The following is an 11,399-nucleotide window of genomic DNA, read 5'->3' as shown; positions in this document are numbered from 1 at the left end:
CAAAGTTTGCTGCGCAAACCTTGGGCCCCGCCGTTGCGCTTCCACACCCCCATTCGCATCTGCGATGCGAATCGCCCCCTGACTCAGGGGGCTGGACCACGCGGCCACGCGCCTTCATCCCGTAGGAGCGGCGTGAGCCGCGATGAAGCTTTCATGGCAAGGCCCGATCCCGGTTTTCGCCACTCCTGCCCGGGCGCAGCCCGGGGATTGCCGCATTGCGGTGTGCGGCCTTCGTCGCCCCGTCCTACAATGGTGGCCATGAGCGCCCAGACCCTGCCCGACCTGCCCGACCTGCCCTTTCCCGGCCACGACAAGCTGCTCCAGGCCCTGGACGCGGCGGTCGCCACCGGCGACGACCACGCGATCACGTCCGCGCTGCGCGGCACGCTGTGCCGGATGATCCGCGACCGCGACGTCGCCTTGCCGGGCTGCGTCTACGAGCCGATCGACGACCACTATGCCCGCCGCGAGATCTACCGCAGCCCGGTCCACGGTTACAGCGTGGTCGCGATGACCTGGGGCCCCGGCCAGGGCACGCCGGTGCATGACCACTGCGGCCTGTGGTGCGTGGAAGGGGTATGGGACGGCGAGCTGGAGATCACCCAGTACGAGTTGCTGGAGCAGGACGGCGAGCGGTTTCGTTTCCGCGCCGCCGGCGGCATGCAGGCCGGTCCCGGCAGCGCCGGCAGCCTGATCCCGCCGCACGAGTACCACACCATCCGCAACACCAGCGCCGACGCGGTCGCGGTGTCCTTGCACATCTACAAGGCACCGATGGAGTCCTGCTCGATGTTCGTACCGCAGGATGGCGAGTGGTTCGCCCGTCTCGACAAGCCGCTGGAGACCGACGAGACCCATTGAGGGCGCTCCGCCATCCGGCGCCGCGCCGGCGCGGCTTCGCGCGGCACTGGCGGCTCAGCGCATCGCCGCCGCCGAATGATGGTCCAGGTGGATCGCCCCGCGTTCGCCCAGGCGCTGCTCGAGCATCTTCTGGGTGTCTTCATCGGCATCGACCACCACCAGCACCCGGCCGGCCTCGATCTGGTCCTGGAACTTGCGCCGGATCGGATCCGGCAGGGCCGAGCCCATCAGCGCCGAGGCCCAGGCGCCGACCACCGCGCCTACCGCCGCCATCAACGCGATCCCGAGCCCACCCAGCGGCACGAGCATCAGCCCGATCAGACCGATCACGATCCCGGCCAGGGCACCGTAACCGGCCCCGCGCAGCGCGGCGGGCATGAAGTCGGTGTCGGCCTCCTTGCGCTCGTTGGGCACCTCGCCCAGCTCGATGTCCGCGCGTGCGACCAGCGAGATGTCGCGGTCCGGCACTCCGCTTTCGCGGGTCAGCGCGACGACCTCGTTGGCGTGGCGCATGTCCCGCGTGCTGAATACATGGTGCTGTTTCATATCGGCCTCCCGGTCGGGGACGACACGGCAGGCGGCGATGCCCTGTACGGCCGACAAACCCGACCGAGATCGAGCGGCCGACGGACGACCGGCACGGCCCCCGCCCCATGTTCACTCAAGCACGATCGGGCTTCACGGCAGGAGAAGACCGCGTGACGGCGGGCTTCACAAACCCATGCCCGCTACCGGGCCGCAGCGATGGCCCCGTCGGTTCCAGCGCAATCGGACTTGCGCCGGTCGCATCGCGCCGCTAGCGTGAGCCGGCCTTCGCCTCGGACGCCACCATGCTCGTCGACCTGCTGCTCGCCGCCATCCACCACCTGCTGGTGTTCGGGCTGATCGCCATGCTGGTCACCGAATCCGTGCTGCTGCGCGGCCATGCCGACGATGGCGCCATCGACAGCCGCACCGCCGGCCGGCTCGCGCGCCTGGACGGCGGCTACGGCGCCTGCGCGGTGCTGCTGCTGGGTGTCGGCGTGCTGCGCCTGATCTACGGGATCAAGGGCTACGACTTCTATCTGCACAACCCCTGGTTCCACGCCAAGATCGGCCTCTACGTGCTGACCGGCCTGCTCTCGGCGCTGCCGACGCTGAACTTCATGCGCTGGCGCCGCGCCCTGCGTAGCGACCCCGCCTTCGTGCCGGCAGTGGCCGATGTCGCCCGCGCACGCCTGATCGTGCGCCTGGAGCTGGTCGCGATCGCATTGATCTTCGTCCTGGCCGCGGCAATGGCCCGCTACGGCGGGTTCTGATCGCATGCCCGGCGCCGGCCGGGCGACTTCGTCAATCGGTATTTTCCTGGGCCAGATAGCGCAGGATCTCGCCGCGCGCCGGCTGCTGCTGCAGCCAGGCATGCAGCCGCTGCACTTCCTCGAAGGTGTCCGCACCTATCGCGCTGCGGAACCGCTCCTCGCGCTGCCGGGCCGAGGCCTGCTCACGCAGCCTGCGTTGCCAGGCTTCCGTGGTGACCTCGGTGACGCGCAGGTGCAGGCCCTCGGACTTCAAGTATGTCCACTCGCCACGGTCGAGCCAGACCTCCTCGCAACCGAAGCAGTAATCCAACCCGTGCCGGCCGTCGGCCTGGACCTTGTACTTGACCATCAACCGGCCGCACTTGGGGCAGCACATCGCATGCCGGGTATCCGAGCCGTCATGCTCGAAGGGCTCCGGCTGCGACTCCGACGCGGTCCGGTCCTGGGCCGCCATCCAGTCCACATACGGAGACAGCGACAACAGCGTGCCGCCGCAGTTCGAACACTGATAGCACGGCAGACCATGTTCGAACCGGCTTGCCTTCAGCTCCCCCTCTCGACACGACGAACAGCGCATCCCTTCTCCCTTCAGATTCGTTTCAATGACGGCTTGCCGCCGATTGTCGGGCTTTACCGCAATCGGCGGAAGAGAAGATCTGCCACGGCGAGGCTCTGATCGCAGCGGCATCGGTCACGGCCAGGATACGTCCTGGCTTGTCGAACAAGCCGCGCCCACCGCACCGACAGCTCCGCCCTCACACCGCCTGCCGCCACTGCAGTCCATGGGGAAGCGAAGGCGGACCAAACAGGAAATGCAGCACTCTCCGCATGCTGGTGCCCGAGGCCCTGGACGAGGCGTGCAGCAACAACGGACGCATCGCCAGGACCGAACCCCTAGGTGCCGCGCATACGACCTCCGGCCGCGCCGCACGCAGAGCTGCGATCTCCCCGGCCGCGATCCGTCCATGGGCGTGCGACCCCGGCACCACGCGAAGCGGTCCGTCGGCCTCGGCGCAGGCATCGACGTGAAGCCGGATTGCGACCAGGTCCCGCAGCACCTCCAACGGCGGCTGGACGTAGAGCGCGCCCTGCTTCCGCGACCAGCCCGAGAGGTCCGGGTGCTCGATCCGCGCGCCCACCGGCACGGCCAGATCCTGATGGGTCGCGACCAGCCAGTTGGTGGCGGTGGACTTCTCGAAGCAACTGCACTGGACGGCGACATGCGTGGCCGGAACCAGCCCGGCCAGCGCGGGGCTGGATCGAATCCGCGACGCCAGCGCGCCGCACCAGTCGTGCTGCAGCAGATCACGTGTACCCGGCCTGCCGAGAGACTGCAGACGTGTCGACAGACGATCGCATTCGGCGCCATCGAGCACGTCCTCGATCACGGCGAAACCATGCTCGGAGAACTGTCGATGCGACATCACGGCGAGCCCCGATGTCCCGCGCGCCCCCGGTTGCGACGGCGCGACGGCTTGTGCGCCTGCACCGGGATCAACCGGCGAATATCACCAGCAGCAGGCCGATGAGCCCCGGAAGCGCCTGCACCATCAGGATCTTCCGGCTGGCGGTCAGCCCGCCAAAGATACCTGCGACCACCACGCACGACAGGAAGAACACTTTGAACGCCGTGCCCTCGGCCCCCTGCAACAGGCCCCACAGCAGGCCCGCGGCGATGAAGCCGTTGTACAGGCCCTGATTCGCGGCCAGCACCTTGGTGGCTTCGGCCTTTTCCCTGCTCTGGCCAAACACCTTCAGCCCTATGGGCTTATCCCAGAGAAACATCTCCAGAATCATGAAGTACACGTGCAGCAGTGCCACCACGGACACCACGATTGCAGACAGCACGAACATCGATACCTACCTCCCTGTTACTACAAACACCATCCAAAGAACCCGCTCGCGACACCCGGATCATGCCCCTGGGTCGGGCGGAATGCATGGATGCCTCACACCCGACAAAGGACATCGGGCATGAGGCCTACCGCGATCAGTTCGCGCCGGGATCGTACGGCCCCTTGACCTCGCCCCAGCCCCAGGCCGGCATCGGCGTCCCCTCGTCCACCTCGGCATCCGGCTGCGAGTTGATCACCGCCAACCGGCTGCCCCATTCCAGATAGCCGACCAGCGCGGATCGGAATTCCGGGTCGTCAGGAAGCCCGAGCTCGTCGGCGGTGTCAAGGAACAGCGCGACCCAGGCTTTGCGCTGCTCGTTGCTGAGATGCCGGTTGAGATGATGGCGCACCATCTCGGCATGTCCACCGTGGCGGCTCGAGTATTCCCTGGGACCGCCGAGCACCTCGGCGATGAATACGGCCACGTGTTCGGGATGGTCGCTCCCCATGTGCTCGAATATCGGCGCCAGCAACGGTTCGGACGGGACGCGCTGATAGAAGCGGGTCGTAAGCGCGGTCAACGCCGTCATGCCACCGGCCCACTCATAGAGACTGGGAACGCTCATGCATCTCCACTCCTGATTGGTGATCTGCTCCGGATTCGAAACCGGGCCGCCGCTCGCTGCCGGCCGCAATGGACCAACAGGTGGCGCCGCCGTCGATCCCAGGCTCCCCCGGCCCGATCCACGCGACGTCCCGCCCCAGTCGAGGCGGCATTGTGGCAGATGGCGCTATGCCGCACAGGCCGGGGGCGCGGCAAGGTCCGCGAGCCTCCCTCGACTGGCATGGGCACGTGAGGCATTCCCGCCTTTGGCACGGATATGCCAGGCCCGGGAAGGCTGGCGAGCTTGGCTGCGCTCTTGAGATGGTCAATCCAGCTGGGGAGGCCGGAGGGGCTTACCACCAGAACAATCGCATTCCCGTGTGAGAAACCATCCCACGATTGAGACTATTGGCGCGAGCCGCAGCCAGCCGCCCGACAGGGCCTCATAGCCGCCCTGCGCGCGTCTATATACGTCGCCGCGGCCATCCTTCAGATACCCCGCCCGCGCCCAGCGTGGCGTCCCTGGTTGGGCGCCTGGCATCCGAGTCGAAAGGGACACAAATGGTGGGCAGGCGAGGTGGGGGGACGACTGCGCGCGCTCCACATCTACGACGCTTCTGACCTTGTGGCGTCGGCGCCAAACTTGACCGGCCTTACACAGACCTGCACGATCCAAATATCACCCCGTTTTCTTAGGCCTGTTTGGTGTCATGCCTCATACCGTGAGTTCAAAGCACACGTCACTTTCAAGACTCAAAAGCTCTCGGGATTCTTTCTGGTTCAGCCTCGGCGCATATGCCTTGTTGACCAAAGAACCCGCAGCATCTCAGGTTGCTGGCTACGAAATATCCGTAACAAACAACGATCTGCTGGTTCGGCCCCGAGACGCTCAGATATCACACGGCGCCGGCACGTCTTACCGCATCGGGTTCAACTCCTCACTTCCGGAGGGCGCAGCTTTGGCAGTAGTACAAAGCACTTTCTACGCCATGCTGTCTGATAGCTACGAAGCATGTAAGGCTGCAGCCCCTACCAAGCTAAAATGCCAGGAGTGGTATCACTTCGCTAGGCACTTGCGTAATGCAATTTCACACAACGGTCGTTGGCATTTTCAGAATCGCGCAGGCCTACCTGCGACATGGCGCCGAATGACCATAGACCAATCCATGCAAGGCCATGAGATTAGCGGATTCATTGGCTGGTTTGACGGGTTACAACTTGGCGCCACAATGCGAATATTCGTCAGCGGCCTCCCTGATGAGGCCCAACAACTCATTCAAGCCGACGCCGACTCAGCAGGGTCTCGGGTATGAGTAGGTTACAGGAGGGTTTCGTCGAGTCTCTGCGACTTCTTTGCGACCTGTTGGAGACGAGCGCATGACGGGCCGCAATGCCGTTGACACGATACGTGGGTACTTCTACCAGTTCGACTACTCGATACTGAGAGTTCTCCGGTTGCCCGACCCCAGCAGCTCGATTGCCGTCGAGTGCATCGAAGACATCGACATTCGCAATGCAACTGAGGTTATGGCTGTCCAGTGTAAGTACTACTCGGGCACGGAGTACAACCACTCGGTTATCAAGCCGGCCATCAGGCACATGCTGAGTCACTTCAAAACGATCAGAGATGAAGGAAAGCCGGCCGTCAGATACTCGCTCTACGGCCATTACAGCGCAGGCCAGCACAAGCTGACATTGCCGATAGACGTTGCATTTCTGAAACAGCACTTTCTGACGTATAGCGAAAGGAAGGTCGAGCGCCGCCATCACGACGAACTTGGCCTTAGCGATGCCGACCTTGCCGATTTCCTCTCGGTTCTTGACGTTGATATCAACGCGGCGGGCTTTGAGGACCAATTCGCGCAGGTCATCCGAGAGTTGCAGACCGCGCACAGCTGCACGCCGTTCACCGCAGAGTACTTCTACTACAACAACGCTCTTGCGCTGATGCGAGAATTGTCGATCCAGCCGTTGCCGGCCAACCGCACCATCACCAAAAGGGCGTTTTTAGAGAGATCAGACACATCAAGCGTGCTGTTCAACGAATGGTTCGTGCGGAAGAAGGGTGAGAAGGCCCACTTTGCGGCACTGCGAAAGGAGTACTTTACCGACCTCAACTTATCCCCGTTCGAGCGTTTTTTCCTCGTCGAAGTTGACTCCGGAACACTCGTCCGGAGTGATCTCAAAGACGTGCTGCACATGCTGTCTAGAAAGTGGTCAAAGACGACCAAGCGCGACGGAAACTCGTCGTTCTGCCCCTACGTCTATGTTCATGGGCTCCCCGCCGACGAATTGGTAGGCTTGAAGAAGGAGCTGGCCACCGAGGAATTCGGCTTCATCGACGGCTACGACTTCCATGGCGCCGACTTCAACGTAAAATCGATTGCTAAACCCGCGACATACCAAAATGGAATAAAGCTGAAAGTGCTGAATTCAATCGCCGATCTTGCGGCGACTGTGGGCGCTGTCACGAGAACCCGAGAAGTCTACCAGTTCCACTTGGGGTCAAGCTACTTCGACCCCGCAAACACGGCCGTCAAACACACCAAGATTCAGATCAAAAAGCTCACAGACATCAGGGAAATTATTTAACCAAGTTCGGAGTCACAAATGGCAGACGAAAATACAGCAAACGACCTCAACGCCCAAGTCGTCGCAGTTTTCCCAGACAAGGTGCGCATCGTCGTCGACAGGCTGGAAGACTTCAAGCTCGCAGAGGAATCCCTTCGCGTTGGCTCGTATGTCCGGATCGCCGACAACGAGAACGCCATTCTCGTCGCCATCATTGAGAACTTCGAGATTGTGGTCCGGGACAATGGCACACGAAATCATATCATTGAGGCCTTTCCGCTTGGTGTTCTGCGGGATGGGAAATTTGAGCGCGGCGGTGACTCGCTGGCGATACCGCCGAAAGATGTCAAACCGGCAACGATTGAAGACATCAAGCGCATCTACTCAGACTCGGTGAATGTCGAAGAGAGCTTCTGTTTCTCCAGACTTTCGTCAAATTCCGCCGTCCAAGTTCCGGTTAATGGCAACAAATTCTTCAACAAGCACATCGCCATAGTGGGGGCCACTGGTTCTGGAAAGTCCCACACGCTAGCAACAATTATTCAGAGAGCGGCCGCAGAGAAAGCAGGCGACTTCACACTCAACAACTCGCACGTGATTGTCTTCGATATTCACTCGGAGTATCGATCAGCTTTTCCAAACGCAAACTTTATTGATGTCTCAAATCTGACACTGCCCTACTGGATGCTTAACGGCGAGGAACTCGAAGAGTTCTTCTTGGATACGGAGGCCAACGACCACAATCAGCGCAACGTATTTAAGGAGGCCATAATCCAAGATCGCAAGGCCAAGTTTCAAGGGTTGGAAATCGATAAACACAAAATTCACTTGGACTCTCCGCTAGCTTTCGATATTCAAGCTGTCCTTAAAACTGCAAAAAGCAGAAATGAGGAGATGATTGATACCGGTGAGACGTACGCAAGCGGTGCAAAGAAGGGCCAGCCGAAAATGACACAAGGTAGCTTGTTCGGCAAGCTTACCAACTTTGTCAATCGGCTAGAGAGCAAGGTCAACGACCGTCGGCTTGATTTCTTTCTTGGCACAAAGTCCAGGGAGGTGACTTTCGAGGACACTCTTCAGACGCTCCTCGGCTACTCGACAGAGAACAAGTCCAATATCACGGTCATCGACCTGAGCGGCGTACCGTTCGAAGTCCTCAGCATCACGGTCTCGCTGATTTCCCGCCTGATTTTCGAGTACGGGTACATCTACAAGCGTTTGCGATGCGCGAATGATCCAAACGAGAAAATCAACAACGACGCGCCTATCCTCCTCGTCTACGAAGAGGCACATAAGTACGTCCCGAACAGCGAGCTCTCGAAGTACCGCTCTTCGAAGACGTCCATCGAGCGCATTGCGAAGGAAGGCCGTAAGTACGGCGTGACCTTGCTCCTCGCAAGCCAACGCCCGTCCGAAATATCGGAGACGATCTTCTCGCAGTGCAACAATTTTATCGCGATGCGCCTAACGAATCCGGTCGACCAGGCCTACGTCAGGAAACTGCTACCGGATTCCCTCGGGTCGCTCATCGACAAGATGACCTCCTTCCGCCAGGGCGAGGCCCTGCTTGTCGGCGAGTCGGTCGTTCTGCCTTCAATTATTCAGATCGTTCAATGCGATCCCGCACCTTCGTCGAATGATATTCCGTACTGGGAGCTTTGGAAGGATGAGTGGAAGGACATGGACATCGCGGCAATCAAGGCAGAATGGTATAGATAGAGTCCGGGGGCACGGTCGATGCTCAGTCGCTCGATCACGTCCTAGCGCCGTGGGATGTTGATACCCAACAACGGCATACAACGGACGGTGCTGCGGGCCACCGCTGATGCTGGGCGTTAGGCACCAGTCATGAAACATGGGTATCAGAGCTTCATGAGCTACATCGACGTAGCTGAGCTGTGTCAGTCCTGCCTGTTCGCGTCTATGGCGTAGGGCTCGAACCGAACCACCTCTTCGCCGATCCAGTCGCTCAGTTCCCGACATCGGTTCTGCAGCGGCTCCAGCTCGTTCTTGACGAACACTTTAGCTGCCGGCTCGATCGCGCGGCGAGGATGTCGTCGCGGGTCGCGTCCTTGATCCCAAGGAACTCGTCTTTCGCCACGACCTCGCTGATCGGGATCACCTGCACGCCGTCTTTCTTTCCATTGGGGCTGTACAGAAACAGGCTGCGGAAGTTGCCCCGCCCCTTCGAGTCCCGCACCACCTTCCGAATGGCGTCGATGCCCTCCTCGCTCCGGGACGTGCAGACGCAGCCGCCGGCCGCCGATGCTGTCGGTGCGCTCGAGGCAGCCGTTTCCGGGATGAAGTAGTCGAGCGATCAGCGGGCAAACCCGGCCTGGGACAGCAGCCGGTGCGGCTTGAACGTCGAGGCCCGCGTGGCGGAGGCTGCAAGCCCCCTCAGAGTCTTGCGCAACGCTGGTACCGGAGGTGGGACTCGAACCCACAAGGTTTTTAGGCCGGCGGATTTTGAATCCGCTGCGTCTACCAATTCCGCCACTCCGGCGCGGCCGCGCAGTATAGCCCAGTGCAGCGGGCTCGGAAACGTGGTCGCCACTCCGTGCCGGCGGACACGCCCCGCGGGCGCCCGGCACGACGGCGGCGGCCATGCGGCCGGGGTCGGCGGTGGCCTGGCCCCCGTCGCGAGCGCTGGCGAGGGTCGCCGTGCGCGAGAGGAGCGGACAATGAGAAGACCCGGTCTCCCAAGTCTCCGTCGCTTGGTCGGCCGGGCCTTCTTGGCCGGGCAGGTTGCGCAGGCTTGTGCGTATGTCAGGCTTCGCCTGAATCGCCGTCCTGTCCGGTGAATCGATGCTATGCCGGTGACTGAAGCGCGTCGTTACGAAGTCGTGAATGAACGGGGACCGCTCGTCGGTCCATCGCCGATGGCGACGGCCCCAGCCAGGGCGCGCCACGGCCGCATGCGTCGCGCCGCGCGTCGGCTCGCGCTGGCGGTGCTGGCCGCACTGGCGATGCTGCTGCTCGGCGGCTGCCGCACCCTCGGCTACTACGCCCACGTCGGCCACGGGCAACTGGCGTTGATGGCCCAGCGCGAACCGATCACCGAGGTGATCGCCGACCCGGCCACCGACCCGGCCCTGCGCGAGCGCCTGGGCGAGCTCCGCGATGCGCGCGCGTTCGCCTCCGAACGGCTCGGGCTGCCGCGCAACGGCAGCTATACCGGCTACGTCGCCCTGCCCGGCCCCTATGTGACCTGGAACGTGTTCGCGGCGCCGGAATTCTCGGTCGAACCGCTGACCCATTGCTTCCCGATCGCCGGCTGCGTCGCCTATCGCGGCTACTTCGACGCCGACCGCGCCCGCCGCGAGGCGGCGCGCCTGCGCGGCCGTGGCTACCAAACCCATGTCGGCGGCGTCGCCGCGTACTCGACCCTGGACTGGTTCGACGATCCGGTGCTGAGCAGCATGCTCGCGCCCGGCCAGGACGACCCGGTCGGGGTGATGTTCCACGAACTGGCGCACCAGTGGCTGTACCTGCGCGACGACACCGCCTTCAACGAATCCCTGGCCAGCTTCGTGCAGCGGCAGGGTCTGCGCGAATGGCGCGCGGCGCGCGGGAAGTCGCCGCCCGACCCGGCCCTGGAAGCGCACGAGCGGGCCTTCGTGAGCCACGCCCTGGCCCTGCGCGACACGCTGGCGGCGATCTACCGGCGTCCGCTCACCCACGAGGCGATGCGCGCCGAACGCGACACCGCCATCGCCGGATTCCGCGCCTGGCATGCGCAGGCGCGCCGCGAGCGCTGGCCGGACGACGCCCGCTTCGACCGCTGGGTCGCCGAGCCGATCAACAATGCCAAGCTGGTGCCGCTGGGGCTGTACGACCGCTGGGTGCCCGCCTTCTCGGCCCTGTTCCAGCAGTCCGGCGGCGACTGGCAGCGCTTCGAGGCCTCGGTGCGCGCGATCGCGGCGCAGCCACGGGCGACCCGCACGGCAAGCCTGGAAGCGCTGCTGCCTCCGGGGTCGGCGGACTGACGGTTTATCCCCTAACATCGCCGCATGTGCCTGATCGCCGTGGCCTGGCAGGCCCACCCGAGATACCGGCTGGCGTTGATCGCCAACCGCGACGAATTCCACCAGCGCCCGACCGCCGCCGCCGGCCCGGACCCGGAGCGGCACGAGCTCTACGGTGGCCGCGACCTGTTGCAGGGCGGCAGCTGGTTGCTGGCGTCGTCGCGACGCCGGCTGGCGGCCGTCACCAATGTCCGCACCGGCACCT

Annotated in this window: 11 protein-coding genes, 1 tRNA gene and 1 pseudogene; 6 read left to right on the top strand and 7 right to left on the bottom strand. The window is 63.1% G+C overall.

Annotated elements, in window-relative coordinates; genetic code table 11:
- The first annotated feature begins 258 nt into the window (after window positions 1–258).
- Entirely contained in the window at window positions 259–861 is a 603-nt protein-coding gene (locus FKV24_RS12750) for a cysteine dioxygenase family protein (RefSeq protein WP_249041010.1), read from the top strand.
- A 54-nt stretch (window positions 862–915) separates the two neighbouring features.
- On the opposite strand, the gene FKV24_RS12745 is transcribed toward FKV24_RS12750, so the two are convergent.
- Entirely contained in the window at window positions 916–1,407 is a 492-nt protein-coding gene (locus tag FKV24_RS12745) for a DUF1269 domain-containing protein (RefSeq protein ID WP_111266206.1), read from the bottom strand.
- A 284-nt stretch (window positions 1,408–1,691) separates the two neighbouring features.
- Between FKV24_RS12745 and FKV24_RS12740 the strand changes: the two genes are divergently transcribed.
- A complete protein-coding gene (locus FKV24_RS12740; RefSeq protein ID WP_141482637.1) occupies window positions 1,692–2,159 on the top strand; it encodes a DUF2214 family protein in 468 nt (155 codons plus the stop codon).
- A gap of 31 nt (window positions 2,160–2,190) precedes the next feature.
- Here the strand turns inward: FKV24_RS12740 and FKV24_RS12735 are convergent, their stop codons facing one another.
- The 4 genes from FKV24_RS12735 to FKV24_RS12720 all read right to left on the bottom strand — a co-directional run bounded on the left by FKV24_RS12735 (window position 2,191) and on the right by FKV24_RS12720 (window position 4,620).
- On the bottom strand, window positions 2,191–2,736 hold the full coding sequence (locus FKV24_RS12735) for a TFIIB-type zinc ribbon-containing protein (RefSeq protein WP_170288300.1): 546 nt from the start codon (window positions 2,734–2,736) through the stop codon (window positions 2,191–2,193).
- Window positions 2,737–2,914: 178 nt separating this feature from the next.
- On the bottom strand, window positions 2,915–3,583 hold the full coding sequence (locus tag FKV24_RS12730; RefSeq protein ID WP_141482635.1) for a phytanoyl-CoA dioxygenase family protein: 669 nt from the start codon (window positions 3,581–3,583) through the stop codon (window positions 2,915–2,917).
- A gap of 70 nt (window positions 3,584–3,653) precedes the next feature.
- Window positions 3,654–4,013 (bottom strand): DUF1304 domain-containing protein, encoded by a 360-nt coding sequence (locus FKV24_RS12725; protein ID WP_190238631.1) that lies wholly within the window; start codon window positions 4,011–4,013, stop codon window positions 3,654–3,656.
- Window positions 4,014–4,149: 136 nt separating this feature from the next.
- Window positions 4,150–4,620 carry a group II truncated hemoglobin gene (locus FKV24_RS12720; RefSeq protein ID WP_141482634.1) on the bottom strand — a complete coding sequence of 157 codons (471 nt, stop codon included), beginning with the start codon at window positions 4,618–4,620 and terminating at the stop codon, window positions 4,150–4,152.
- A gap of 1,355 nt (window positions 4,621–5,975) precedes the next feature.
- On the opposite strand from FKV24_RS12720, the gene FKV24_RS12715 reads away from it, so the two are divergent.
- Together FKV24_RS12715 and FKV24_RS12710 are read left to right on the top strand one after the other, a co-directional pair.
- A complete protein-coding gene (locus FKV24_RS12715) occupies window positions 5,976–7,190 on the top strand; it encodes a DUF4297 family anti-phage-associated protein (protein WP_141482633.1) in 1,215 nt (404 codons plus the stop codon).
- Between the two features lie 18 nt (window positions 7,191–7,208).
- Window positions 7,209–8,888: an ATP-binding protein gene (locus FKV24_RS12710; protein WP_141482632.1), complete on the top strand. Its 1,680-nt coding sequence runs from the start codon at window positions 7,209–7,211 to the stop codon at window positions 8,886–8,888.
- A gap of 182 nt (window positions 8,889–9,070) precedes the next feature.
- Here the strand turns inward: FKV24_RS12710 and FKV24_RS20250 are convergent.
- A pseudogene (locus FKV24_RS20250) lies at window positions 9,071–9,405 on the bottom strand (phage portal protein); the annotation flags it as partial.
- Between the two features lie 180 nt (window positions 9,406–9,585).
- Window positions 9,586–9,672, bottom strand: a tRNA-Leu gene (locus FKV24_RS12700).
- Between the two features lie 376 nt (window positions 9,673–10,048).
- Here FKV24_RS12700 and FKV24_RS12695 point away from each other — a divergent pair.
- Together FKV24_RS12695 and FKV24_RS12690 are read left to right on the top strand one after the other, a co-directional pair.
- Window positions 10,049–11,155 (top strand): aminopeptidase, encoded by a 1,107-nt coding sequence (locus tag FKV24_RS12695; protein ID WP_141482630.1) that lies wholly within the window; start codon window positions 10,049–10,051, stop codon window positions 11,153–11,155.
- A 24-nt stretch (window positions 11,156–11,179) separates the two neighbouring features.
- Window positions 11,180–11,399: NRDE family protein (locus FKV24_RS12690; protein ID WP_141482629.1), on the top strand; the 220-nt coding region annotated here is incomplete at its 3' end.

Origin of the sequence: Marilutibacter maris (assembly GCF_006546735.2) — a bacterium.
GTDB classification, from domain to species: domain Bacteria; phylum Pseudomonadota; class Gammaproteobacteria; order Xanthomonadales; family Xanthomonadaceae; genus Marilutibacter; species Marilutibacter maris.
The sequence above is the reverse complement of the archived record's forward strand: the minus strand, read 5'-3'. Positions and strand labels throughout refer to the sequence as shown.